Source organism: Paenibacillus aceti (assembly GCF_003614185.1).
Taxonomy (GTDB): Bacteria; Bacillota; Bacilli; order Paenibacillales; family Paenibacillaceae; genus Fontibacillus; species Fontibacillus aceti.
This window is the reverse complement of record NZ_KZ987724.1, coordinates 390,874-416,565: the sequence shown is the minus strand read 5'-3', so window position 1 is coordinate 416,565 and position 25,692 is coordinate 390,874. Positions and strand designations below refer to the sequence as shown.

General features: G+C 50.5%; 20 protein-coding genes. 7 read left to right on the top strand and 13 right to left on the bottom strand.

Translation table 11 applies throughout. The features are described from left to right. The coding region (locus BFJ94_RS01885; RefSeq protein WP_240431886.1) for a DNA polymerase III subunit alpha at positions 1 to 3,497 on the bottom strand (3,497 nt) is incomplete at its 3' end. Between the two features lie 194 nt (positions 3,498 to 3,691). Here BFJ94_RS01885 and BFJ94_RS01880 point away from each other — a divergent pair. The 3 genes from BFJ94_RS01880 to BFJ94_RS01870 all read left to right on the top strand — a co-directional run bounded on the left by BFJ94_RS01880 (position 3,692) and on the right by BFJ94_RS01870 (position 4,922). Beyond that, the gene (locus tag BFJ94_RS01880) at positions 3,692 to 4,021 is read left to right on the top strand and encodes a YtrH family sporulation protein (RefSeq protein ID WP_120460676.1); all 330 of its coding nucleotides are present in this window, start codon (positions 3,692 to 3,694) and stop codon (positions 4,019 to 4,021) included. Beyond that, positions 4,018 to 4,515 carry a sporulation membrane protein YtrI gene (locus BFJ94_RS01875; protein WP_120460674.1) on the top strand — a complete coding sequence of 166 codons (498 nt, stop codon included), beginning with the start codon at positions 4,018 to 4,020 and terminating at the stop codon, positions 4,513 to 4,515. Before BFJ94_RS01880 ends, BFJ94_RS01875 begins: the two co-directional genes overlap by 4 nt. A gap of 107 nt (positions 4,516 to 4,622) precedes the next feature. Continuing rightward, positions 4,623 to 4,922 (top strand): YtpI family protein, encoded by a 300-nt coding sequence (locus tag BFJ94_RS01870; RefSeq protein ID WP_120460672.1) that lies wholly within the window; start codon positions 4,623 to 4,625, stop codon positions 4,920 to 4,922. 1 nt (position 4,923) lies between these two features. Here the strand turns inward: BFJ94_RS01870 and BFJ94_RS01865 are convergent, their stop codons facing one another. The 12 genes from BFJ94_RS01865 to BFJ94_RS01810 form a co-directional block, all read right to left on the bottom strand. Beyond that, complete coding sequence (locus BFJ94_RS01865) at positions 4,924 to 6,258, bottom strand: DRTGG domain-containing protein (protein WP_120460670.1); 1,335 nt, start codon at positions 6,256 to 6,258, stop codon at positions 4,924 to 4,926. 180 nt (positions 6,259 to 6,438) lie between these two features. Further along, positions 6,439 to 6,891, bottom strand: coding sequence for an Hsp20/alpha crystallin family protein (locus BFJ94_RS01860; RefSeq protein WP_120460668.1), 453 nt, complete (start codon positions 6,889 to 6,891; stop codon positions 6,439 to 6,441). A gap of 730 nt (positions 6,892 to 7,621) precedes the next feature. Beyond that, positions 7,622 to 8,614, bottom strand: coding sequence for a LacI family DNA-binding transcriptional regulator (locus BFJ94_RS01855; protein WP_120460666.1), 993 nt, complete (start codon positions 8,612 to 8,614; stop codon positions 7,622 to 7,624). Beyond that, positions 8,601 to 9,494: a DMT family transporter gene (locus BFJ94_RS01850; RefSeq protein ID WP_120460664.1), complete on the bottom strand. Its 894-nt coding sequence runs from the start codon at positions 9,492 to 9,494 to the stop codon at positions 8,601 to 8,603. Before BFJ94_RS01850 ends, BFJ94_RS01855 begins: the two co-directional genes overlap by 14 nt. A gap of 3 nt (positions 9,495 to 9,497) precedes the next feature. Next, entirely contained in the window at positions 9,498 to 11,201 is a 1,704-nt protein-coding gene (locus BFJ94_RS01845; RefSeq protein WP_229716861.1) for an amylo-alpha-1,6-glucosidase, read from the bottom strand. A gap of 4 nt (positions 11,202 to 11,205) precedes the next feature. Further along, entirely contained in the window at positions 11,206 to 14,304 is a 3,099-nt protein-coding gene (locus BFJ94_RS01840) for a glycoside hydrolase family 2 TIM barrel-domain containing protein (protein ID WP_120460662.1), read from the bottom strand. 45 nt (positions 14,305 to 14,349) lie between these two features. Then, positions 14,350 to 15,171 (bottom strand): carbohydrate ABC transporter permease, encoded by an 822-nt coding sequence (locus tag BFJ94_RS01835; protein ID WP_120460660.1) that lies wholly within the window; start codon positions 15,169 to 15,171, stop codon positions 14,350 to 14,352. Continuing rightward, a complete protein-coding gene (locus BFJ94_RS01830) occupies positions 15,168 to 16,109 on the bottom strand; it encodes a carbohydrate ABC transporter permease (RefSeq protein ID WP_120460658.1) in 942 nt (313 codons plus the stop codon). The genes BFJ94_RS01835 and BFJ94_RS01830 overlap by 4 nt, the downstream gene beginning before the upstream one ends. A gap of 22 nt (positions 16,110 to 16,131) precedes the next feature. Beyond that, entirely contained in the window at positions 16,132 to 17,373 is a 1,242-nt protein-coding gene (locus BFJ94_RS01825) for an ABC transporter substrate-binding protein (protein WP_120460656.1), read from the bottom strand. Positions 17,374 to 18,048: 675 nt separating this feature from the next. Further along, positions 18,049 to 18,348 carry a hypothetical protein gene (locus BFJ94_RS01820; RefSeq protein ID WP_120460653.1) on the bottom strand — a complete coding sequence of 100 codons (300 nt, stop codon included), beginning with the start codon at positions 18,346 to 18,348 and terminating at the stop codon, positions 18,049 to 18,051. A 177-nt stretch (positions 18,349 to 18,525) separates the two neighbouring features. Then, positions 18,526 to 18,876 (bottom strand): YlbF/YmcA family competence regulator, encoded by a 351-nt coding sequence (locus BFJ94_RS01815; protein WP_120460651.1) that lies wholly within the window; start codon positions 18,874 to 18,876, stop codon positions 18,526 to 18,528. A 404-nt stretch (positions 18,877 to 19,280) separates the two neighbouring features. Next, positions 19,281 to 20,444: a DUF445 family protein gene (locus BFJ94_RS01810; protein WP_120460649.1), complete on the bottom strand. Its 1,164-nt coding sequence runs from the start codon at positions 20,442 to 20,444 to the stop codon at positions 19,281 to 19,283. Positions 20,445 to 20,636: 192 nt separating this feature from the next. On the opposite strand from BFJ94_RS01810, the gene BFJ94_RS01800 reads away from it, so the two are divergent. The 4 genes from BFJ94_RS01800 (at position 20,637) to BFJ94_RS01785 (ending at position 25,684) form a co-directional block, all read left to right on the top strand. After that, the gene (locus BFJ94_RS01800; RefSeq protein WP_120460645.1) at positions 20,637 to 22,004 is read left to right on the top strand and encodes a YheC/YheD family endospore coat-associated protein; all 1,368 of its coding nucleotides are present in this window, start codon (positions 20,637 to 20,639) and stop codon (positions 22,002 to 22,004) included. Positions 22,005 to 22,017: 13 nt separating this feature from the next. Then, complete coding sequence (locus BFJ94_RS01795) at positions 22,018 to 23,127, top strand: YheC/YheD family endospore coat-associated protein (protein ID WP_120460643.1); 1,110 nt, start codon at positions 22,018 to 22,020, stop codon at positions 23,125 to 23,127. A 74-nt stretch (positions 23,128 to 23,201) separates the two neighbouring features. Then, positions 23,202 to 24,572 carry a YheC/YheD family endospore coat-associated protein gene (locus tag BFJ94_RS01790; RefSeq protein WP_120460641.1) on the top strand — a complete coding sequence of 457 codons (1,371 nt, stop codon included), beginning with the start codon at positions 23,202 to 23,204 and terminating at the stop codon, positions 24,570 to 24,572. Continuing rightward, positions 24,572 to 25,684: a YheC/YheD family endospore coat-associated protein gene (locus BFJ94_RS01785; RefSeq protein WP_120460639.1), complete on the top strand. Its 1,113-nt coding sequence runs from the start codon at positions 24,572 to 24,574 to the stop codon at positions 25,682 to 25,684. The genes BFJ94_RS01790 and BFJ94_RS01785 overlap by 1 nt, the downstream gene beginning before the upstream one ends. Positions 25,685 to 25,692: the final 8 nt, after the last annotated feature.

Below are 25,692 nucleotides of genomic sequence, written 5' to 3'. Positions count from 1 at the left end.
CCCGCGCTCGCTGGCGCCGCCTTGCGCCGGCGGCCTAGCCCGCGCCGCAGCGCGGCGAGGCTCTGCGCGCTCAGCGGCGCTACCTCATCGGCCAGCAGCTTGAAGCCTTCGTCCTGCTGCTGGACCGTGGCGCGCAGCGCGAGCAGCGCGCCCTTCGTCACGTGTGGCGCACAGCGCCGCCACACGTTCGGGAACAAGACCACCTCGCAGCGCTCGATCTGATCCTCCAGCTCCATGAAAGCCATCGGCTTGCCCTGCTTGGTCACGATCGTCTTGAGCGAGACGACCATGCCAGCCACAACGGCCTCGCTCTCATCTGCAGCCTCGGCCAAATCCATCAGCCGCTCAATTCCCTCTTCATTCAGCAATTCATCGAAATCATCCAGCGGATGACCGGATAAGTACAGGCCCAGCAGCTCACGCTCCAGTTCAAGCTGCTGCCCTACTGTAAACTTGGGGATCTCAGGATACTCAATATTCCAATTCGGCGTCTCCACGAAATCGAATAATTGAATCTGCAGATCATCCCGTTCCTTGCGCCACTTCGCCGCCGCTTCCACCGTCTCATCCAGCATCGCCAGCAACTGAGCGCGATGTCCAGGCAACGAGTCGAACGCGCCACCCTGAATCAGCGACTCGATCACTCGCTTGTTGCAGACACGCAGATCGACGCGGCGGCAGAAATCGAGCAGACTATCGAAAGGTCGCTCCTGCCGCTCCTTCAGGATACTCTCCATCGCCTGGGTGCCTACATTTTTGATCGCAGCCAGTCCGAAGCGTATGACTCCATAATGCTCTCCTGATTCAACCTTCTGAGAACTCCCTGCTGCTTCTACCCCTGCACCATCCGTATCAAGCACCGGAGGAAAGTTGCTTGTTGGATCCGTAGATTCTTCAAAATTCATTGACATCGTTCTATCCGAAGGAACAGAAGACATCTGTAAGTTCAAATCGGAATCCGAGCCTGAATCCACCGACAAATCCGTATCCAAACTGGACGTCTCCGAATTGCCCACCGCCCCAGACTTATTGGCACCGCTCACCCTTGGTGTGAACAGCACCCCGCTCTCGTTCACATCCGGCGGCAGCACGACGATGTCCATCCGGCGGCACTCGACGATGTATTCAGCAACCTTGCGGTGGCTACCCATGACCGCCGTCAGCATCGAGGCCATGAAATGCACCGGATAGTGTGCCTTCAAGTACGCTGTCTGAAAAGCAAGCACCCCGTACGCCGCAGCATGCGCCCGCGGAAAACCATAATCCGCAAAGCGGACGATCATATCATAGACCGCATTCGCATCCGTCTTCCTATAGCCCTGAGCCTTGCTCCCAGCTACGAAGTGACCGCGCTGCTCATCCAATACTTCACGCTTCTTCTTCGACACAGCCCGGCGCAGCAAATCCGCTTCACCCAGCGAGAAGCCAGCCATCCGCGAAGCGATCTGCATAATCTGCTCCTGATAGACGATAATGCCATACGTATCCTTCAGAATCGGCTCCAGATCCGGATGTGGATAATGAACCTCACTCAGCCCGTGCTTCGCGGAAATATAATTCGGAATGAATTCCATCGGACCTGGACGATAAAGCGCCAGGACAGAAATGATGTCCTCGAACTGCGACGGCTTCAAATCACGTAGCACCCGCCGCATCCCCGCCGATTCAAGCTGGAATACCCCCGTCGTCTCACCGCGGCCCAGCATTTCATAGGTCTTCCGGTCATCATCAGGAATGATGCGAAAATCCGGGGCATCCCCGCTCTCCTCCGTAATCCATCTCATGCAGCGCTCGATGATCGACAAAGTGCGCAAACCGAGGAAGTCCATTTTCAGCAATCCGATCGTTTCGAGATTCTCCATGGAATACTGCGTCAGCGCCGTCCCTTCGCTTCCTGTCTGCAGCGGCACCGCATCTGTCAACGGATCACGGGAGATGACCACACCCGCCGCATGGGTCGAGGCATGCCGGGGCATCCCCTCTACCTTCTTAGCCATATCGAGCAGGCCTTGAATACGCGGCTGTGAATCATACAGCCCCTTCAAATCCGGACTCTCCTTCATCGCGCGCTCAATCGTCATCCCCAGGCTGCCAGGGATAAGCTTGGCTACCTTATCCACTTCACCGAACGGAACACCCAGCGCCCTGCCGACGTCACGCACAGCCGCCCGCGCAGCCATCGTACCGAAGGTAATAATCTGCGCTACATGTTCAGGTCCATATTTGTCAGCTACATAAGCAATAACCTCATCCCGGCGCTCATCGCTGAAATCTATATCGATATCCGGCATCGTCACCCGCTCTGGATTGAGAAAACGCTCGAACAACAGATTATATTTCAAAGGATCTACATTCGTGATATGCAGTACATAAGCGACGATACTGCCCGCGGAGGACCCCCGCCCCGGCCCGGTAGCGATACCATGCCGATGGGCATAAGCGATGAAATCCCACACGATCAGAAAATAATCCGAAAAACCCATATTCGCGATAACTTCCAGCTCATAATTGAGCCGCTGCTGCAGTGTATCCTGGGCCTCCTCATTCTGCCACTCCGGCAAACCGCCATAGCGCTCGGCAAGCCCTTGCTGGCAGAGAGATTTCAGGTAAGCTGCCGCATCCATCCCCTCAGGGATCGGACGGTAAGCCGGCAGAATATGCTTGCCGAATTCCAGCTCCAGCTCACATTTGTGAGCGATCACCGCTGTATTGCGAATCGCTTCCGGCACATGCGGGAACAACGCGGCCATCTGAGCCCCGTTCTTCAGGTAGAGCTGGTTCGTATTCATTTTCAGACGATCCTCGTCCTCAACACTCTTGCCCGTGCCGATACAGATCAGCACATCCTGCACTTCAGCATCCGTCTGCTCCAGATAATGGACATCATTGGTCGCCACCAGTGCGATGCCCGTCTCTTCAGCCAGCTGAATCAGCTGCGGATTCACCATCTTCTGCTCTGGAATGCTGTGATCCTGCAGTTCCAAATAGAAGTCCTCACCGAACACCGCCTTATAGCGCAGAGCAGCCCGCTTCGCTTCTTCATAACGGCCGTGCAGCAAATGCTGTGGCACCTCACCACCTAGACAAGCGCTCAGGCAGACAAGCCCCTCAGCATGGCGCTCCAGCACCTCCCAATCGATCCGCGGTTTATAATGAAAGCCTTCCAGCTGCGCAATCGAGCATAATCGCATCAGATTCTGATATCCCTGCAGATTCTTCGCCAGCAGAATCAGATGATGAATCGGCTGGTCCTTCCGGCTGCCCCGCTCCTTGCGCGACCCGGTCGTGAAGTACATTTCGCACCCGATAATCGGCTTGATTCCATTTGCCTTACATAATTTATAAAAAGGAACCGCACCGTACATCACTCCGTGATCTGTCAGCGCCAGCGCTTTCATACCGAAGCCTGCGGCTCTTTTGACCAGTTCCTCAAGCCGGGCGGCTCCATCGAGCAAGCTGTATTCGCTGTGTACATGCAGGTGAACAAAGCTGTCCATGCGTCTCCTTCCTTTCTATACGAATCCGTACTTAACCAACCTGATCTATAAATCTGTCTCTTTATTAAAAGATTTTATCATACAACCCCAGTCTGCGCCCATAGAATGAGAGTAGTGAAGGTATGGGAGCTATCCGCCCATCCATGAAATCATAGCCTGGACGAGCCATCCGGCGAAAGGAGAGATGACAGAAGATGAGTACATTTCTAACCAAGGCCACCATAGACTTTTTTGTTGCTTTTGGCATTGTAGTCGGAGGAGCGTTGATTGGAGGAATCGGCGCTGTTATGGCGTTTCAGCCACCGACGCAGAGCATGCTTGAAATTGCGGGCCGAATCAAAATCTGGGCGCTTGCCGCAGCCGTAGGCGGAACGATCGATCCGATGCGGGTGATAGAGAGTAATTTTTTTGACGGAAATATCTCTCCGGCGATCAAGCAAATTGCCTATTTGATGTTCGCCTTCCTCGGCGCTCATATCGGAGCGGAGATCGTCCGCTGGATGTGCGGAGGCGGCAGGGGATGAAGGATAGAAAATGGCCTACTCTTCAGGGATTCAAGCGCTTCATGCAATTTGTCGGGGTATTCCTGCTCGGGATGGTCATCGGCAGTATCGCCTATAATATGGTGTTCCAAGCAAGCTATAATCAGCTGTGGATTGAGAATAAGGATTTGCAGATCCAGCTCTATCAAGCGGAGGAAGATAATAAGACGCTGCGAAAATACCAGAACCGCTCCACTGTCGTTAAAGAGGTCAAAGTTAGAGTGGAGGAACGCGATCCGCCTCTGGATTCTCTAGCCGTCAAGGAGGTCGTGCAGATGCTGCAGGACGAGCTTGAGGTGCTGCGTGGCAGGAATATCTTCGATATTGATTCCGATGCCAAAATGGCCCGAACGCTGCTGAACAGAAAAATATATTCCGTCCGCGACAAGGATTATAGCATCCAAATTAAAACCATGCTGGTCAGCGAAGGCGTACTGCAGGTTTGGGTCGATATGCGGCCATATGTGCGAAGTTGATATTTCATGCTCCAGAACGGTTTTTTCATGATACAATGAAATAAATCACATTCGTTTTTACATAATATACTAATTAATACTCACTAGAAAAGGAGCTGGCCAATTCTATGGTCGATAGTATTCTGTACGTCTTATATGCAGGCTTGATCGCCTCCAGCATATGCTCCATCGTATTCAGCCTCAAGGCGCGCCGTTCTGTCAACACCCATAAGCGCGGCATTACGCAGGCCAAGAGCAATATCAGCATGGGCTTCATGCTATTATTTCTTGCGATGATTCAAATGTTCATGTTCAGCGGCTCCACCATTCGCGTTATCGTAGGTGCAGTATTTATGGTGCTGGGCGCCTTTAATATTTTTGCCGGCATCCGTAATTATGGGATCTTCGCCCGCCAAAGAGCAGAGTAACTTACGCATGGTCGATGAATTGCAGAGTTAGCATCGCCTTCGCCACCATATTGTCCTGGTATTTCATCAGCATTTCCAATTTGCAGGCCCGGCGGCTAATTTCCAAGAGGACCGGACTGATCACGACCGGATTCTCAATCTGGACAGGCCGGACGAAATAGGTCGATAGATTATCGACGACATAGTCTCCTCCGCTGATATCCTTGGCAAAGGTCAAGGCAGCCTGCGTCATTATCGAACTCAGCACTCCATGAGAGATCGTCCCTAAATTAGTAGCCATCTGCGGCGTGATCATCCCGTGAAAGAACAGCTTCCCGTCCTGGTCACGCTCTTCGGCAAATCCATTCCACATCAAATGCTCGAACGTCTCACCCATCTGTGGCTGATTCTGCGCATCTCTCATCGCCTGCAGTACCTCTCTGCGCGTTACCGAGGAGACCAGCTTACGATTGCGGTCCACGACCGGCAGGAAGTCAATCCCCTCCCATACCATAATCTGTGCCGCGGAAGCCAGTGAAGTTTGCATGCCGACTGTAATAGGATGACGGATTAAGCATTTCTCAATATTCTGATCCCCTTTAAGATCCTCAACATCCTTGCGGCTGATGATGCCGACCACCCGATTCCATTCGTCAACCACCGGAAAATGCTGCGCCCCCGTCTCAATCGACAATTCATCAAAATCAGCAATCGTACTGTTCAGCTTCAGCATACTGACCCGCGGTTTTCTGACGACGATATCCTCGACCAGCATAATTTTCTTCTTGATCAGACGGTCGAAGAGAGCTCGGTTAATCATGGAAGCGACCGTAAACGTATCGTGACGGGAAGAAATAATCGGAAGCTGTAGGGAATCCGCCAAATTTTTGACCTCACGGCTCGTCCCGAATCCGCCAGTAATCAATACTCCAGAGCCTTGCTGCAGCGCCAGGGAATGGGTATTCTCCCGGTTCCCGACGATCAGTAGGCTGCCCGCATCAATGTAACGCGCCATGGCATCGATCTTCATCGCACCGATTACATATTTATGCAGTGTCTTGCCTAAGCCTTCGGCCCCGCCGAGCACATGGCCTTCCACGATTTCAACAACGTCCTCGAAGCTCAGTTGATCGGACAGATTACGCGGCTTTTTCTCGACACGGACTGTACCGATTCGCTCTTTTGTAATGACGATCCCCAGGTTCTCCGCTTCTTTTAACGCACGGTAAGCCGTTCCCTCACTCACGCTCATCGTCTTGGCCAATTTACGCACCGATATCTTCGTGCCGATCTTTAGTCCCTCAATATATTGAAGCAGCTGCTCATGCTTTGTAATACTCTCTTCATGCCCCTCCAACTGTTATACCCCCGATCCGAATCTGTACTATTCTGTATCTATTATACACTTAATTCCCTATTGTAAAAGTGAAAAAATCAACTCATTCTGGTTTTCTTTTATTTTCCAGGTAGGAGTTGTAAGGACGCAAAAAAGCCCCTCCCACCAACTGAATGGCGAGAGAGGCCTTAGCCCGATCCATTAAATGTCCCTGTCATCGCGAATTTGAATCCGTCTAACGCTGGCATTTGCTTGTTTAGGAACTTCCAGCTTGAGGACTCCATCCTTCAAGGTTGCGGTTATATTGCTGTCGTCGATATCCTGGACGTAGAATCTGCGGATATACTCCCCGTAATGACGTTCTTGACGGACAACTTGCTGGTCAAGATCCTCGACCCTATTGTCCTCTCTACGTACAGCTTTGATGGTTAAGTAAGGGGCTGCATAGTTGATTTCGATATCATCTTTCTGAAAACCAGGCAGTTCCGCTTCCACCAAATAGGCTTGGTCCGTTTCCCGAATATCTGTCCTGAAGGACATTCCCGGACCCTTGAACGGTGCGAACCAATCATCATTGAACACATCGTTGAAGGATTTGACCAGCTGACCAAAAGCATCCTCTCTGCGTCTTCCAAAAGGAATCAGATCAAACATAATTCATTTCCCCTTTCTTTGACTTTGACTTTATTTGACCTTACATCTATATTATATGCCTCCACCCCGGGAATGACAAAATCGATTAAGCTTCAATATAGCTCAAAATCGGGCAAATTTTCGGATTTCCCCAAGCTTTTGCTGCGAAAATGTCTAATTTGACCTTATTTGACCTTCGTCGTAATACGGAAAACTGCAAATAGGACAAATAGGCAGGCTTTATCACCTGAAACCACCTGTTCATAGGGAAAGCCTGCGGATATGCAGGCTGTTGCACATTTTCTGCGAAATCCAGCGTATATTGGAGGGAGAGCGGCCGAGCTCATTAGATGAACTCTTGTTAAGCATCTGGTGGGGCTGTATTGCTGCTTTAGTAGTGTTATTATTTCTCAAATGGAAAAGCGAAAAAGTCGGTGAAGTCCATTATAAACAACTCAGACACACAAAAACCATCAGAAGCGACTTCTCTGATGGTTTCAGTACGCCATCGCAGGTGCTGCGAGATCTCGGCGAGCTCTAACGAAACATGGTATCGCTATTTGCGCCAAAAAGGGCCGCTAGAAATTGTAACGAAACGGAGGAGCCTTATTTCGACGAAATAGCCACTTATAGCCGGGATTTGGGTCAGATAACGATATGGTGTTTCGTTAGAATCGAGCTGCGCTTATTTTAGGGCAAATAGCGTTCTGTAGTTTCCTTAGAAATCACGCGCAGCCGCCACAACTCAATCTCACTTCACGCCGATGGCGCTCTCGCGGATGATCAGCTTCGTCGGGACCGTAATTTGCAGGCAGATGTCCCTGACGCTAATCAGGCGGTCCTGCAGCAGCGACACGGCCACCTCGCCCATGAACTCCGTATTCAGACGGATCGTGGTCAGCGGAGGTACCATGAACTGTGCAGCCGAGATATCATTGAAGCCGATGATGCTGATATCCTCCGGGATGTGATAGCCCAGCTCGGAGCAGGCTTTGTACAATCCGACCGCAATCGTATCATTCGCCACGAATACCGCTGTCGGCTTCTCCTCCAGCTCCAGCAGCTGCTTCAGCAGCAGGTAGCCGTCCTTCGGATTGTAGCCGCCAATCTTAATATATTCACCACGGTAGAGCCCCTTGCTCTTCAGGTAGCTCTCGAACACTTCCTGCCGCAAATCATAATAATGATTGCCGAATTGATCTGTATCTACACCGCCGATGAAGCCGATTCTCGTGTGTCCGAGCTCCAGCAAATAATCGAGCGCCTTCCTCGTCGCCTTATGGAAATCGATTACGACCGAATCGAACCGATCTGTATCTGGGGAGGAATCGATGAAGACGACCGGCTTCTGAAAGCTCGATACCCGTTCGATATCCTCTTTGACGAAAAAGCCAAGACAGATGATCCCGTCGATGGTCCTCAGCCGTTCAGGCTGATCACCGCTGCGAATCCGATATATCTTATGGCCCTCCTGCTCCAGCTTCTTCTCCAGTGCAACACGAATCGAGAGATAGTAAGTGTCGTCCAGCTCTTCTTCCAGTGAATATGAATAATATAGTCCGATCTTGAACTTTCGCTTACGCTTCTTACGGCTCGGCGCCTGATAAGAGAGCTGCTCAGCAGCCTCAAACACCCGCTGTCTCGTCTCATCGGTCACATTCAATGTCTCATCATAATTCAATACCCGCGACACCGTTGCTATTGAAACATTGGCTATATCCGCAATATCTTTAATCGTTGCCATTATACCGCCTACTCATCTTATTTTGTAAAAAAGCCAGCTTCGTCTCCGCTGTAATCACCGCTGCCAGAATTAATATACTACCGATAATCATACGTACAGTGAGCTGCTCATGCAAGATCAGTATGGAGAATAAAGTCCCGAATAGCGCCTCTGTCGATAAGATGATCGCCGCCTTCGTCTCGGTCGTATATTTCTGGGCAACCGTCTGCACCAGGAAAGCGACCGTCGTGCTGAAGATGCCTAAATAAGACGCAGCCAACAACCCTCGGCCATCCAGAGCAAAATGAATCGTCTCACCCCGTACCAAAATGACTAGCAAGGATAGCACAAACGCGGTGAACATCTGCACAATCGTTAGTCCTATCGGTGCATATCGCTTGACAAATTCAGCGGTGAAGAAGATGTGGAAGGCGAAGCAGACCGCGCAGAGCAAGGTAAGCATATCTCCAGTATTAAAAGTCCCGTTCAATTCCACGGATAGAATGCCCACGCCGACAATCGCTAAGATCGCACCGATCAGCCCATATTTATCCAGCCCCCTCCGATATAAAAGAAACCCGATAAACGGAACAATCACCACGTTCACTGCCGTCAGGAAAGCATTCTTGGAAGGCGTCGTATATTGCAGTCCCAAGGTCTGCAGCAAGAAGGCAAAGAACAGGAAGACACCCAGCACAATGCCCGCCATTATCGCCGGCCGCGTCAGCAACCGCAAATGCTTCATAAATATCAAGGCCATGAGACAGGCAGCGATCAGAAAGCGGATGGCCATCACCTGATAGGGCGATAAAAATTCAAGCGAGATAGCACTAGCTATAAATCCTGTCCCCCAAATGATCGCGACGAGGACAAGTCCGAGTTCACCCGCGTATTTTCTCATTCCTTATCCTTCACCGCCAATAGCGAACTGTTCCGCTAACAGCAGAAATACACTCGATGTCCAAGTAAAGGCAGGATCTACCAGGCCTTTGCCGCTGAATGGATCGAAGTTCTCCGCCATTCCGCCGACCAGAGTCAGTTCCATAAATTTCTTCGCTAATGCGGTTGCAAATTCATTATATCCATTATTTTGAAGTGCATCAATGAACAAATAGGTCACGGGCGCCCAGATCGGACCGAGCCAATAGCCGTTCTCCTTATACAATGAACTCCCATAGGCTTCTGTGCACAAACCATAAGGCGAGTCGAACTTCTCGATTAATGTCTGCACCAGCCTGTCGCACAGATTACGGGGCAGCCTGTAGCCGATGACTAAGGGCATAAGGAGGATTAAGCTGCTCTGCTGCCCAATCACACGATTCTCCGGCGCATATCTGGCTACAAAAGAACCCTCGACATACAGACGCTCCATCAGAAGATGATACAATTCATCCGCCTGCTCCCTCCATTGCTCAGCTTCATCCCACAGCTCCAGCTCGCTGGCCAAATCGCTTAATATATCGATTTGCCTAATTAGATGGGCCACCAGATCCGGCGCTTCCACCGGAATCCCTTCATGAAAAATCGAAGCATTGTCCCAGCCCGAGTCATTACCATGATTGTACACCGGCAGGCGCGAGGAATCACTGCGACGGCATTCAAGCCAATAGTTCGTCGCCCGCTTGAAGCTATCGTACATGCGGGCCAGAATCGTCTTATCATTCAGCCTGGCGTTGCGTTTCCTCATTTGCTGGAAGGCCCAGGCATGGATCGGCGGTTTGCAGCAATTGAAGGAGACGAACTTGTCGTTAATAAAATCCGCGTAGATACCGCTGCGATCCTGATGAGCGATGAAGATCTCTAGCTGGGCCAGCGCCAGATCCGGCTGCTGCTTGCTCAGCATCATCGCGTTGAAGCAATTATCCCAGCTCCAGATGTTGAACATCCAGTTCTTGGACATATACATCGCATAATCCGTCAGCTGTCCTTCGGGATGCACGACACAGGACCAGGTAATATAGGCTGCCAACCACCGCGAAGGCTCGTAGCGCTCCGGTACAGATGTCATCTGCTGCAGCCACTGCTCATAATTCCGTCTCACCCGCTCATACGCCGCCGGATAATCATCATACTCCCGTCCCGGCCAGACCGTCCTGTAGCTCTCGATCGCGAAGCTGCCTTCTCCGCTCTGCGGATGGAAGGTGATGACGATCCGCTCATTGCCCACCGTTCTCCAAGGCGCATCAACATCGATCTCCCCGCTAAGCAGAGTGAACATCAGCTTGATCTCTTTGGTGTACAGATGGTACTCCCATTGTCTTGAGTCCACGCCGTACGGCATCAGACTATCATAACGGGACTTGATCGCTGTCAGCTGCAAGGATACGCCCTGCAGCCTTCCGCGAATCACGTCCTCGTCGCTGATGCACAGCTCGGCGTATCGCTGCGGCTGCACTCGATGCAGGAGACGAAGCCTCGTCTCCGTTACATCGAGTTCATACTCAACCGGCACGCCATCCTGTATAAGCTGTATCTCAAATATGCTGCTCGGCGCTTCATCCCCGCCGTGCAGATCCCGCAGCAGCAGCTTCCCCGTCTTCCGATCTAAGGAAAAAGCAAAGTAAGAACCATAGCGACTGAATGGAATATCGGCAATATTCATCTTCATGGCCTCACTCCCCATCAGTATAATGAAGCTTGCTCGCACGGATTTCAGCTCCGGCGGCTACAGCCGACCATTCCACCTCGATCTCGAACGGCTGCAAGCCAAGCTTGTATGGCGGCAGCTGCTCTTCCCCACAGCTATTACTGCCGAGCCCGGTCTGCATATAGTCGATATGAACGGCATGATAAGGCGCTGTCTCCAGCTCATGTCTATGCTTCGCCCGTTCTAGCGCCTCTGTCGTATAATCATGGACGGTAAGCTCACAGCGATGACGGGACTTGAACAGCAGCGAATCCTCATGATCCGCCAGGCTGAACCATTTTACATCTGTACGATTACCATTCTCCTGCGGATAAACATAAGGCGTATGCAGTTCCGCTACACTTGCACGGTATACTCCCATCATGGCAGCTTGCTTGCTATCCACATAGTTCTCTCCGAAGCCTCTGCCATACCAGGTCACTTGTCCAAGTCCTTGACGTACATGCAACTCCATGCCCAGCCGCGGCAGCATAGCCGGAACCTCTTTGCCGTGAATGATAGGCTCTCCCGAGAGTTGAAGCCGGATCGTCCCATCCGCATATACGATATAACGGTACATCGTCTCGAAGCCGAACGCCTGATTCAATGCACTGAAATACGTCTCGATATTCACTTCCACATACTGACCGCGATCCTGCACATTGAAGCCTATCAATTGCTCACTGCTTAGATGGAGAAAATATTTCTTCTTCCAATCATCTACCTTGTACATATCATTATCAATCGGCGCCCGCCACATCGTCATCCTTGGGCCACGTTCTATCCATGCCACCCCGTCTCTACGATAGCTGTGCAAATAGCCGCGTACATGATCGAACACTACCTCGAAGCTCTCATTCGTGTTCGGGTTCGAGAGCGTCGTATAAACCGCATCCCGGATGATGCTGAGTTCACCTGTTGCTTGGCGTACAGTTAACTCCGACCGCTCATAGGGAAGCTTGAACTGCGCATCGGCTACAACATGCCCCGGTTCGGCATAAGCTGCGCTCTCCTTCAGCTTGTATTTCAGGTTCAAGTAGTAATCCGTATTCGGCAACACCTCATCCAGCGTGTAGCGAATTTGATGCTCTCGCCTCTCGCCAGGCTGGATATCCCCAAGCGGCTCAAAGCCCTGGTCAAACACTTGATCATCATATATAATCTGCCATTCCAGCTGTAAGTGAGATAGATCGATAAATTGATACGTATTCTCGATTTCGATTAAGCCCCGCTTCAAGTCAACGGCGCTCGTCCTCACCGGCTCGATAACCTTCTTATATTCCAGCAGCGCCGGGGAAGGGGTCTGATCCGGGTAGATCAAGCCGTCGATGCAGAAGTTGCCATTCGTAGGCTCATCCCCGAAATCTCCGCCATAAGCATAGTACACATGTCCCTGCTCATCGGTCCGCTGAATGCCGTGATCGCACCATTCCCAGATGAAGCCGCCCTGCAGCCGCTGGTATTGCCGGAATACCTGCTGATATTCCTGCAGACCGCCCGGTCCGTTACCCATGGCATGACCATATTCGCACATAATATGCGGCTTCTTGCCTGCCTCATCCCGGCCGATCTCTTTCAGCGCCTCAAGCCGCGTATACATGGTGGAATAGACATCGGTCACAATCGCCTTGCGGTCCCCTTCATAGTGGACTAACCGCGTTGGATCAAGCTGCTTGCACACCTGAGACATCGCCGCAAAATTACTGCCGAAGCTCGATTCATTGCCCAGCGACCACATAATAATCGAAGCATGATTGCGATCACGCAGCACCATCCGCTCGGCACGATCGACATAGGCGCGCTCCCATTCTTGATTGTCGGACAGCCAGTCGTAACGGCCGATGAGCTCAAAGCCGTGGCATTCCAGATCGGCCTCATCAATCACATACAATCCATATTCGTCACACAAGTCATAGAAGACTTCGTTATTCGGATAATGGGCGGTGCGTACCGCATTGATATTGTGACGCTTCATGAGCAGGATATCCTGCCGCATGCGCGCCTCGCTAACCGTGCGCCCCTGCTCCGGGTCATGGTCATGGCGGTTCACGCCATTTAGCATAATGACCTTCCCATTCACCGTGATATTGCCATCCTTCACTTCAACACTGCGGAAGCCGATTCGCAGAGGAATGATTTCTACGACCTGATCCCCTTCATACAGTGTTACGAGCAGCGAGTACAGATATGGGGTTTCGGCCGTCCAATGCTTCGGAGCGGAGATCAGCTGTTTCAGCGTAATCTCCTGAGCCGCTCCGACGGTAACCTCCAGCCCCTGCTCCATCTGCGCTACGAGTGCGCCTCGATCATCGAGCAGCTCGCAAGCAAGCTTAAGCTCTCTCGTCTGCTCCGAGCGGCGATCCAGCTTAATCTGCACCTGCAGCTCACTATCGCGATACCTCTCATCGAATGCCGTCACCACGTAGATATCCTCTACCGCCGTCTCCGGCATCTGATAGAGTTCAACGCTGCGGAAGATTCCGCTCAGCCACCACATATCCTGATCTTCCAAATAAGTTCCGTCTGACCACTGATACACACGAACCGTTATTTGATTGTCGCCTGCGGTAATATACGGTGTAATATCAAATTCCGCTGGCAGACGGCTTACTTTGCTATAGCCGGCATGCTGCCCGTTAATCCACAGATCAAAGGCGCTGTCCACGCCATTAAATTTCAAAATCGTCCGCTGTCCCGCCATCAGCTCCCTGAGCTGGAAGCTGCGCCGGTAGATTCCTGTCGGATTGTCCGTTGGCACAAACGGAGGATTGATCGGGAATAGATAGTATAGGTCGGTGTAGCTCATTTTCCCATATCCCTTCATTTGCCAACAGGACGGAACTTCAATATGATCCCATTCACTAGAATCATAATCTATTTGATAGAAGCCTGCCGGCGACAATTCAGGCGCCTCCAAGTACAGAAACTCCCATTCGCCGTCCAAGCTCAAATAACCGTTACTGTCCTCTTTCCGCATACCTAGCGCCTGCTCCTTCGAGCGGTAACGCCAGAAGCTTGCGTGCGCTTTTTTACGATTAATATGAGATAGATGAATATCCTCCCAACGTTTATAGGTTCTTCTCATGCCAATATCCTCCCCAATACCATTCTATGCAGAGCATGACAGCTGTTATTTAATAGCACCGCTAATCCCTTCAACGATATATTTCTGTGCAAATAAGAAAGCGATAACTGGCGGAATAATCATCAAGATCGTAATCGACATAATCGGAATAATCTGCAATTCATGAACACCCTTGAACGCAGCCAGACCTAAGGCCAATGTGTACTTCGAGCGATCCTGCAGGAAGATGAGTGGTCCCAGATAGTCATTCCACACGCTGAGCATGTTCAAGACGGCGATCAGTGTTAACGGCGCCTTCATAATCGGCATGAATATTCTCGAGTATGTCTGGAAGTCATTCGCCCCGTCGATCTTGGCCGCATGCTCCAGTTCTTTGGGCACCCCCATTAGGAATTGCCGCAGCAGAAAGACATAATAGGCCGACCCGAAAAAGGCAGGTATAATCAGCGGTTTAAGTGTATTGATCCAGCCGAACAGGTTGAACTGCATGTAGAGCGGGATCATCGTAACGTCCCAGGGAATCATCATCGTCGCTAGCAGCAGGATGAAAAGTCCATTCTTGAACTTGAATTCATATCTGGAGAAGCCATAGGCGATCATGGAGCAGGAAATAATCTGCCCGATGGTCGTCAATACTGTGATCGTTACGGAATTCAGCAAATATTTGCTGAAGGGCTGAGCATTCCAGGCGTCGATGAAGTTGGAGAATTTCCACTCACTCGGGAAGAACACCAGCGGATACTGGTAAACCTCCGCTTCAGTCTTCAAGGCAGTCAGCACAATCCAGATAAAAGGAAACAAAAAATAGACCGAGAACAACACTAGTAGAGAATATATAATGGTTTTGTACCAGGCTGAAGTCTTCATTTGCCCTTTCCTCCCCGCGCAGGCTTATTCTTCACTTCATTCTCATAGAACACCCAGACTGAGGAAGATCTAAAGATCAACGCTGTTAGCAACAGGATGATAATGAACATGAACCAGGCATTCGCACTGGCGTAACCGAGCTTATGATGCTTGAACGCATTGTTGTATACGAATAGCCCGTAGAAATAAGTCGATTTGAGCGGCCCGCCGTTCGTTAACAGCAGGACAAGGGTCAATTGCTGTAAGGCAGAGATCGTTGATGTGATCAGGTTAAAAAATAAGGTCGGCGTAATCAGCGGCAAGGTGATGCTTCTGAACTGGCGGAAGGGCCCTGCCCCGTCAATCGCTGCCGATTCGTATAAATCGGGCGAAATGCCTTTAATATTCGTGTAGAAGATCAGCATCATCGTGCCGACACCCCACGCGCTGGCAATGACGATGGAGATAATCGCGCTATTCGGATCGACCAGCCATTTGGGCCCCTCGATGCCGAGCAGAGATAAGGCATAGTTCAAAATGCCGTATTTCGTATTGAAAATCCAGCCCCAAATGATCGATACCGCAACGCCGGATACGACTGCTGGCAGGTAGAAGATGGTGCGGAATATTTTGACGCCCTTCACATGCTGCGTGATGAGCAGGGCTAGGATCAATGAGATGCCCAGACTGAGCGGGACATAGAAAACCGCAAACTTCAATGTAATCCACAATGACTTATAGAATTGAGGATCATCTGTGAACATTTTGGAGTAATTGTCCAGCCCGATGAACTTCGGCTTGGAAGTGACGGGCCAATTGAAGAAGCTCATGATTAGCGAAAATATCAACGGCCCTACCGTAAACAGCAAGATCCCGACGATCCAAGGAGATATAAATAAGTAAGGGGTCCATTTCCCTAATCTGCGGGATCTTTTGAAGCGTTTGGCTGCTTGTTCCATAGCTAACCTCCGTATTGTATTGCTATTGCGCCGCGTCATCCAGAACTGTCTTCGGGTCCATCAAGGTGCTCGGATTAAAAATCTGTTCGAATGCCAGCTGCAAATTCTCGGATATTTCACTCCAGTTGTCTACCTTGAAGGAAGCTGGTGTGTATTTCTCACTCATCTCAAGCATGTGATAGAACACTCGCTTCATATCGTCATTCTGCAATTGCTCGCTCTCGACTACGGTCTTCAATACTGGAAGCTCGTAATCTATGCGCGCCTTGTTCGCTTCTTCACTCGTCCAGAATTTAATGAATTCCCAGGCGGCATCCTTCTTGCTCGATTCCTTCGACATCGAGATGCCTGAGGAGGATACTACGCTGACAGCGCTTCCATCTTTAAATTTAGGTAATTCAACTACTCCGAAGTTAATGCCTGCTTCCCGCAGACTAGCGATAGACCATGCACCGTTGGTGAACATCGCTACCTTACCCGACTTCATCTCCGTTGCTCCAGAGCCTTCCGTCGTGATCGCATAGCCTTCTTTCAGCATGTTTTGGAACATGGTTAATACCTCGATCGATTTAGGGCTGTTCAGATTTCCTTCAAGATTCCCCTGATCATCGATGTAGGAAGCGCCATTGCCCCATAGGAACATCTCGAAATCATAAGGGTCAGGCTTACCCGAGAACGCGAAGCCGCTAATATTCTCCGCCTTGTCGCTCAGCTTCTTGGCTGCCTCCTGCAGATCCGCCCATGTCCATCCATCCTGTGGATAAGGAACTCCAGCTGCATCGAATAAGTCCTTGTTATAGTAGACTACATGGGTGGTATAACCTACTGGCAAGCCTAAAATCTGCCCATCGGCCGAGTTATAATTCCACAATGTCTCATAGAAATTGTCCTTGAAGCTGCCACCCTCCTGCTCGATATAGGAATCCAAAGGCTCCAGCGCATCTTTATATGTCGGATAGTTCCACATGTACATCACATCCGGCGCGTCCTTCGCTCCCATTCCAGCCGTAATCTTCGTATCATAATCACTACCATAAGCTTCCAGACTCACTTGAATATCCGTATGGGTCTCATTAAATTGATCGATCAGTTCCTGCTGCAGAGTCAGGTTATCCTCCGAATCCCAAGTAGCAAATCGAATCGTCTGTTTACCGCCCTGATCCGCCGCCTTTCCTCCAGATCCTCCTCCGCAAGCCGTTAAAGTCAGACAAACTAGCAGCATCGTAATCAATAATGATTTTCCTGTTCCTTTTACTCTCAGCATGTAAGGCCCCCCTAAATTTGATTTACAAATCTTAAGCACTACGCTGAATCCTGAACATCACTCCACACAGCCGATTTATGACGGATAAAAGTTACTGCCGGACCGCACCTCCTTGCCTGAAGTTGTTATGAAAGCGTATTCGTTTTTATGCTTTTAATTATATTTTTTATCTTAGTAAAAAGTCAATACATTTTATCGGTAAAATTCATCATAAATTACCCTTATTCTGTTATTTGAGGTATAAATTATAGGTAAACGGATGATTAATAGGCTGATAAGCGCTATTTTTTACAATATTTATTTGGTAAAATGCAATTGTTTTTACCAGTAAAAAATCTCGTTATAGTAGATTCTCTGGATTGTTGGCCTGATCGATTTTGTTGGAAACACCATTTTATAGACAAAAACGCGAACCCTCCTGTTTAAAATCAACCGGAAGATTCGCGTTTACTAGAGATGGATCTAATGAAACTGGGTAACGCTATTTAGGCATATTGACGCCTTCTCACTTTCTAACGAAACCTGCTATCGTTAGTATGCTCATTTGGAGCAGCTTCGCCCCTGTTTTGCGGGAATAACGATCTGGTGTTTCGTTGGATTTCAAATGCTCGTAATTTCGCAGCAATAGCGCCCCTGTTTCGTTAGCGACCTGTTGTTGAGATTGGACCGTTTTGCTTACAGGCTATGGCTCTGGTTCTGCCGATCCTCGGCTCCCCATTTGCTCTGCCACTCCTTCAGCTTGGCGCGGCGGACGGCATCGAGGGCACGCTGCTTCTCTTCATTAACCCCTAACAGGAAATGTAAATGCGCTCCCACCACAAGCAGGGCAAAGGCCGCCCAGACGATCCCGAACCAGAATACCCAACCTTCGCTTGGCGACAGCTTAATCAGCGGAACAGCATATACCAGCATAGCCAAGGCTAGAATCAGATACACAGCGTGTTTCCATTTACTCTTCTTCTTGACAACCTTCATCTTATCTACAGCTCCTTCATTTCTTGGAATAGACAGCATCCCATAGGCTCGTACATGGAATCTATATTTCTACTCTATGAAGGAAGCGAGAATAATATGAAAGATTAATTTTCCCACCCTGTATGCTTTGGTGATGCTGGTACTTAGGACGATACTTAAATGCTACTGATGCTCGCCTTAGCCTTGGATCGATGGGCCGTACAAGTCTTGCAGGCTATCCGTAATAATCTTGTTCACGTCCTGGATAATGACGCTCAAGCGGCGCTCCGCATCGAACAGCCGACGGATGTTCAGGTTGAGGCTGAGGCTCTCGAACTGCTTCTCCATCTGGCCCATCTCTTCTTGAGATGGCATATCCCCAGCCATCATCCGCTGCTGCAATTGCTCCTGCTGGGCACGGAACTCATCGAGCATCCGCTTACTATCCACATCGAGCTCGATCAGCTTCATTGCTGATTTGATATCGGCTACCTCCTGGCTCTCTCGCAACGTTTTTGCCAACTCATTCGCTTTATCATAAATAATCATGTTCTATTTCCTCCATTTACTCCTACGATATTTGGTCTTCTTGAACTACCGTGCAAACCACCACATTAACCGCACCATACTAACTTTCCCTGTTAACTTACCTGTACCAGATTCCTCGTGCTAGCCCCTGGGCAGGTTCGAAAACTGCAAAAATGCAGGCTTTTGCGCATAAAACCATCGGTTCTTAGCGAATTCCTGCAAATATGCAGGCTTTTAGCTCTTTTTCACCGAAATGAGGCAGATTTGAGGAAAAAAGATGCATTTTCGCAGGAATTTACTCTCCCGGGTGGTCAAAGCTGCGAAATTCCTGCATATTTGCAGGCTTTGCTGGCGTGAACCCCCACACCCCGGCAGACTTTGAGCCCCAGCGGGCAGTAACTTCAACTTTACAGGAATACCACTATCTAGCGCCACCATAGCATGAACAGAGATTGGAACAGACCGATCAGCCCGCCGAGGAATACGCCAAGCCAAGTGATGGCGCGGAACTCTTTGCCGGACACACTGAGAATGACTTCCTCCAGCAGCTCGATTGGGAATTTCTGCACTTGCTCATGCACCAGCTTAGGCAGCTGGATCGCCTGCATGGCTAGCGGGATGGTGCGCACGATTCCTCTTAGCATACGATCTGTCGCTGGAGGAATCGCATTCTCTAATTGCGTAGTCCATGGTGCCAGCAAGGATGAAATCTTCGCTTCCCCGGCCATACCTGCCCATTTATCCAGCGGTAGCTTGCCGAGTTGGGATTTCAGCCACTCCTTGCCTTCCCCTCCAGTCAATAGTTCCAAGAACTCGCCCACAGACTTCTCCGCATACTGCTCCAGCCTGTCCTTCACTGCCCGCGCCACCTTCGCCTTCGTGTCCTCGCTCCGCAGAGCCCGGACTAAGACAGGGGTAAGCTTGCGCACCAGCTTGTCTTCGTCCATGAAGATCGCCGCCATCGTGCCGAGGAAGCCTCCGGCCTGGTCGGCCATGCCAGACGCCATCTTCGACAGCATCCGCTGTCCTCCAGAAGAGAGCAGCTCCTCTTCAATCGTCCGCAGCAGCGCCTCAGCCGCCATATCGCTCCAGCGCTCGCGGTTCTCCTCCGTCCAGCCGGGAATCACCTCTTTGAGCGCCTTCTCACCAAAGCCATATTGATCCCATACCAGATCGATTCCCCGTTCCAGCATGGTATTGGCGACACCGTTAAGTTTCAGCTTGAAGGTATCCCATTTGTCTTCATCCCATACGGTCAATGCCGCTTCCTTCAGAGTGAGCGGGCTGTCGCTCCATTTATGGAGCAACCCCTGGAAATATTCCTCTACCTGCAGCTTGAAGGAAGGCCTGAGCACCATTTCCTGTAGCCCTTCCGTCGTAACCAGATAATCAGCGACCACATTCCCGAGTGACTCCGCGATATCCTCTCTGCGCTTCGGGATCAGCCCGGGAGTGAATGGAACTCGAAATTTGCCAATCATTATTTTCTTCCTTGGGTGAAACAGCATCTTAATCGCAAAATGATTCGTGATCCCGCCGACGAAGGCAGCGACAAGCACACTTACGATGATATATACCCAATTACTCACTTGTATGTACCTCCTTCCTCCTTGGCCCCCCAATGCGCCTTCCTTAAAATCCCGAAATAGGCTAATGAAATCAAACATGGGTCAATCACCAAGGATTCTATGTCCTCATATGATGCATTACATGCACTTACGCAGATACCCTTATTAGCATCCAGGATATCAAGCTTAAGCTTGGAAGGAGACTTACGCTTCATGCCCTCCAAAAAAATAAAGGTTCAGATTATGAGTCCGAATCTGCTGGATAATGATTATCTTGTCCTGGGCGAACAGCTGATCCGGCAATGGAGAATCCCGATCCATTACCCTATACAGCTCGCATTCGGCTCATTCCGGCACACCGTCAAAGTCATCCCCTTGGCCAGATTCGATGGCGTAAGAATCAGCCAAGAACTGGCCGGCAAAATGGGGGTTCTGCCACGTTCCTCGTTACGGCTCAGCTATCGTCCACACTCCACCACTCTACAGTTTGGTCCACTGGTCGGAGTATTAATCAGCAGAGATTACGCAGGAGCTTCGGATAGACCCTTCGGTCCCATTACGATGTTCTGCAGAGAACTCGTGAAAGCCTGCCAGCGTCAGGGAGTGTATGTTTATTTCTTCACACCGAATCATATTGGAACTACATCGAAATCTTTGCAAGCCTGGGTCTTCGGTGATTCATGGAAGCAGATTACAGTGCCGGCTGCAGACGTATTCTACAATCGATTGACCACCCGCAAATTAGAGAATAAACCTAGCGTACAGCATTTCATGAAAGAAGTAAAATCCCGATATGGAAGCCATTTCTTCAACGAAAAATTTCTCGATAAAACCGAAGTATTCGACGCGCTGGGGCGGGATGTATCCGTATCGCGCTACCTGCCTGAATCTCATCTGTTCCGCGGGTATCCGACACTGAAGATGATGTGCGGCAAGCATCCAATCGTATTCCTGAAGCCGATCAAAGGAAGCCTGGGTAAAGGGATCATACGTATCTCCCGGCTTGAAGGCGGAGGGTATCAATCGATGACCGCATTAGTCGGGGGAACGAAAAGACAGGTCTATTCTTCGCTCACCAAGCTATATTCCGCATTATCACCCAAAATGAAGACGACGCGCTACCAGATTCAGCAGGGGCTTGTTCTGATCGAGAGTGATCGGCGCCCGGTGGATTTCCGCGCCCTCGTGCAGAAGAACCGCAGCGGGGCATGGAATATCACCTCGATCGTGGCGCGAACAGCTGGCAGCCAGCATTTCGTCTCTAATCTGGCCCGTGGCGGATCGCTCAGCACTGTCAAGGAAGCCGTCTCCCGAAGCTCGCTGCCCATCGGGGTCAAATCACGGGTTAGCGCCCAGCTGCGCAAGGCAGCGCTCGATATTGCCAGAGGTGTGGATGCGCAAATTTCAGCCCATTTCGGTGAGCTGGGTATCGATCTGGCCGTCGATCACCATGGACGAATCTGGCTGCTCGAGGTCAATTCCAAACCATCCAAGAATGATAACACACCGATGGGCGGAAGCAAAATCCGTCCCTCCGTGAAGCAAGTGATTGAGTATGCCCGTTATTTGTCCGGATTCTAAGGAGGGGAGTAGTTTGGCTAAGCTTTCAAAAGGTGCAGTGGGCATTCTGGTTGCCAAAAGTGAAGGAACTGTCCCCTTCGCCGAGCCGGCCTTTTGCCGGAATCTGTGCATTACGGGAGAACAGCAAGGTCTGGAGGTATATGTGTTCAGCCCGGTATCCGTCAATCTGGAAAGCGGACTCGTAGCAGGTTACTTCTATGAAGATGGACGCTGGGGGAGAAAATGGTTCTTACCGCCGGATATCATATATGACAGGTATTTCTCCCGTGACCGCAGGCAATTAAATCAGAAGCAGCAGACACTGTCCTTACTGAAGAAGAGCCATCCCTTCATTTATTTAACCCGAAGTCTGTCGGGAAAATGGTCAGTCTATCGGACATTAAGCAGGTATCCACATTTCATTCCCTATTTACCAGAAACTGTTAAATATCAAGATCCCGCCGGGTTATCCGAGTGGTTGAATTCTCATCGCAAGGAAGCGTTCCTGAAGCCGCAAATGGGTACGCAAGGCAGGCGTACCTTGCATGTAAAGATGCTTGGAGCGGGAGATGAAATTCAAATCACCGGGCGAGCCGGTAACAACAATCTGATAAACCGCCGTTCCCCCAGCTTGAAGCTGGGCCTGGAATGGATCGATAAATTCATTGGCCGCCGCCCTTTTCTCATTCAGCCCTATCTGGAGCTTAGCAATACAGAGGGCGAGCCATTCGACATCAGAGTATTGATGCAGAAGAACGAGACCGGACGCTGGGAGAACACGGGCATGGCCGCACGAGTCGGTCGTAAAGAGTCCGTTACCTCCAACCTGCATGGCGGAGGAACAGCCCATAAGGCGATTCCCTACTTGATAAGCGAGTATGGAAGCCACACTGGAAGGAAGATCGCCACATTAATTCAAGAGCTAGCTGCCAAAATCCCGGAAGCTCTGGAAGCTCATTGCGGCCGTCTGGCAGAACTGGGCATAGATTTCGGCGTCGATAGGAATGGAAAAGTGTGGATCTTGGAGGTCAACTCTAAACCAGGGCGCACTTCATTTGTAAAAATCGGCGACTTACGAAGCGCCAGAAAATCAATTCAAAATCCAATGGGGTACGCTCGCTATTTATTGCATAGCAAATCCTGAATGTGGCTCGGAAAAAACCGTTAGACCCCAATATCTGACTTTTTGAACCACGTATTTTTAGGAGGAAAAAATTCATGAGTTTGACTTTTGGCAACGTCCATTTCACGCAGCAGCCTCAACGGGTCGTCTACGTGTCCGGCTCCTTAATGAAAAACCTGAAGCTGTCGGGGAAAAAGTCGGTACATCTCAGATTAGGCGGAGAACGTGTTCCCGCCACCGTCAAGCCGATCAACAAAGCAGGAAAGCATCTATATCTGGCCTCCGGGGTCCGCAAGGGCATTAAAATACCGAAGGCAGGCGGAGTGTATTTTCGCGCCCAGGAAGGCGAGGTTCAAATCGGTCCGCTTATCGGCGTGCTATCCGACGGCCCAACCTCTTCCTCAACCCATCCCTTCGGGAACAGAACCGGATTCATCAAGCAATTGCTCACGATCGGAAGCAAGCAGTCGTACATTTTCGCCTTTACACCGAGAGATATCAATTGGGATAGTGAGACCATCAACGGCTTCTTCCTCGGCGAGAACGGACGGTTCTCTCGCAAGAGAGTCCCGCTGCCCGATGTCGTATACAACCGGTTGCCAAGCCGCCGCGCAGAGACGACGCATTCCATCAACCAACTGCGTGAGAGGTTCATCCGGCGCAGAATCCCCTTCTTCAATTGGAGCTTCTTCAATAAATCTGATATCTACCGTTTATTGGAGAAGGATTCGTCGGTCAATCGATTCGTACCGGAATCGATCAACAGCCCGACATCCGAGCAAATCAAAGATCTGCTCGAACGCCACTCGCTCATCTACTATAAACCGAGCAGCGGCAGTCTTGGCAACGGTATCTACCGTCTGTCACATGTATCGAAGAACGGATATTATGCCAGATACCGCAAGGGCGGGCGTAACGCCCTCCTGCGTTTCAATTCCTTCGGGAGCCTGATGCGCACACTCCAGGGCAGACATGGACGCACATTACGCGGATATGTCGCCCAGCAAGGAATCCGCCTGATTGAAATCGACGGATGCCCGATCGATTTCAGATTCCATATGCATAAGAATGGGCGTAACCAGTGGGTCGTCGTCGGCATCGGAGCCAAAAAAGCTGGCAAAGGCAGTGTAACGACTCATCTGAAGAACGGCGGTTCGCTATTAACCCCGGAGCAGGCGCTCGGCAGAGCCTTCGGCGCAAGAGCAGATGATGTCCTCAGAAATGCCAAGGCCGTCGCCATCAATCTCGCCGAAGCACTTGAATCGCATCATCAGCATCTACTCGGAGAGATCGGATTCGATATTGGGATCGATAAGGATGAACGCGTCTGGATGTTCGAAGCGAACGCCAAGCCAGGCCGATCGATCTTCAAGCATCCCTCACTTCGCGCAGAAGGCAGAGCCTCGATTGAGCATATTTTGGAACATTGCTTGTATCTGAGCAAATTTCGGAGGAGGGAAGGCTAATGAGTCATCTTTTAGCTGACCAGAAGCCTGTCGTAGCAATACTAACGGTACATGACAAAGCTAGACAATTCCGAGGGAACCGTGCCAACTTCCGAGATCTTGTCAAGACTGGCAGGGAGCTTGACTTTCCCGTATACATCATCACAGCAAAAGACCTAAATTTGTCAGCCAAAAAGGTGCAGGGCTACTCTTACAGCCCGGAAGAAAAGGCTTGGAGGAAGCTGTGGTTCCCTCTGCCCCATGTCATTTATAACCGGATTCCGCTACGCGAGGACGAAAGTAAACCGAAGGTAAGGCGTAAAATTGATGAATGTGTCAAGCATCCTTCGATCCAATTATTCAATCCCTACTTCTTCAACAAATGGCGATTATTCGATTGGTTGAAGAAGAGCCGTTCCACCCGAAATCTTGTGCCTGATACAAAGAGAATGCGCGCCCCGCGTACTCTACACACGATGCTCAGGCAATACGGCACCCTGTACCTGAAGCCGGAGAGCGGCAAGGCAGGTAAAGGCATCATGCTGCTGAAATACAATCAAGACAACCCGAAGCCTTATCAGTTAATCATCCAGGGTACCAAGAAAAGAAATGTAATCTATTCGACCGACAAAATGACGGGAATGTGGCGAAGGATCAGAGCCGAGATTAGACGGGTGCCCTATATCATGCAGCAGGGCATCCACCTTACCTCCTATATGGATCGCCATTTTGATCTAAGGCTGCTGGTGCAGAAGACCAGCAAGGGCGTCTGGAGCGTTACCGGAGTCGGCGCCCGCCTGGCTGGTCCGCATCGGATCACGACTCACGTCCCGCAAGGAGGCAGCGTGGAGGACCCGGAGAAAATGCTCGTTCCCGCCTTCGGCTCCGACATGACCTCCTTCCTCATCAATCGGCTTAAATCGAGCGCTCTGCTCATTGCCAAGCAGGTGGAAAGAGGCTGTGGGCATACGCTGGGAGAGATGTCCATGGATCTTGGCATCGATACAGAAGGGAAAATATGGTTCTTCGAGGCTAATGCCAAGCCGATGAAATTCGATGAACCGCATATCCGCAAGAAATCGCTGGAACGTGTGTTTCAATTCAGCAATTATTTAGCACATCAGGAGAAATAATGGACCGC

Coding starts and splice junctions, on each gene's coding strand:
- BFJ94_RS01785 (WP_120460639.1), top strand. CDS start 24,572: ATGAGTCATCTTTTAGCTGACCAGAAGCCTGTCGTAGCAATACTAACG.
- BFJ94_RS01870 (WP_120460672.1), top strand. CDS start 4,623: ATGGTCGATAGTATTCTGTACGTCTTATATGCAGGCTTGATCGCCTCC.
- BFJ94_RS01800 (WP_120460645.1), top strand. CDS start 20,637: ATGCCCTCCAAAAAAATAAAGGTTCAGATTATGAGTCCGAATCTGCTG.
- BFJ94_RS01830 (WP_120460658.1), bottom strand. CDS start 16,109: ATGGAACAAGCAGCCAAACGCTTCAAAAGATCCCGCAGATTAGGGAAA.
- BFJ94_RS01790 (WP_120460641.1), top strand. CDS start 23,202: ATGAGTTTGACTTTTGGCAACGTCCATTTCACGCAGCAGCCTCAACGG.
- BFJ94_RS01815 (WP_120460651.1), bottom strand. CDS start 18,876: ATGATTATTTATGATAAAGCGAATGAGTTGGCAAAAACGTTGCGAGAG.
- BFJ94_RS01840 (WP_120460662.1), bottom strand. CDS start 14,304: ATGAGAAGAACCTATAAACGTTGGGAGGATATTCATCTATCTCATATT.
- BFJ94_RS01855 (WP_120460666.1), bottom strand. CDS start 8,614: ATGGCAACGATTAAAGATATTGCGGATATAGCCAATGTTTCAATAGCA.
- BFJ94_RS01850 (WP_120460664.1), bottom strand. CDS start 9,494: ATGAGAAAATACGCGGGTGAACTCGGACTTGTCCTCGTCGCGATCATT.
- BFJ94_RS01860 (WP_120460668.1), bottom strand. CDS start 6,891: ATGTTTGATCTGATTCCTTTTGGAAGACGCAGAGAGGATGCTTTTGGT.
- BFJ94_RS01845 (WP_229716861.1), bottom strand. CDS start 11,201: ATGAAGATGAATATTGCCGATATTCCATTCAGTCGCTATGGTTCTTAC.
- BFJ94_RS01875 (WP_120460674.1), top strand. CDS start 4,018: ATGAAGGATAGAAAATGGCCTACTCTTCAGGGATTCAAGCGCTTCATG.
- BFJ94_RS01880 (WP_120460676.1), top strand. CDS start 3,692: ATGAGTACATTTCTAACCAAGGCCACCATAGACTTTTTTGTTGCTTTT.
- BFJ94_RS01820 (WP_120460653.1), bottom strand. CDS start 18,348: ATGAAGGTTGTCAAGAAGAAGAGTAAATGGAAACACGCTGTGTATCTG.
- BFJ94_RS01835 (WP_120460660.1), bottom strand. CDS start 15,171: ATGAAGACTTCAGCCTGGTACAAAACCATTATATATTCTCTACTAGTG.
- BFJ94_RS01825 (WP_120460656.1), bottom strand. CDS start 17,373: ATGCTGAGAGTAAAAGGAACAGGAAAATCATTATTGATTACGATGCTG.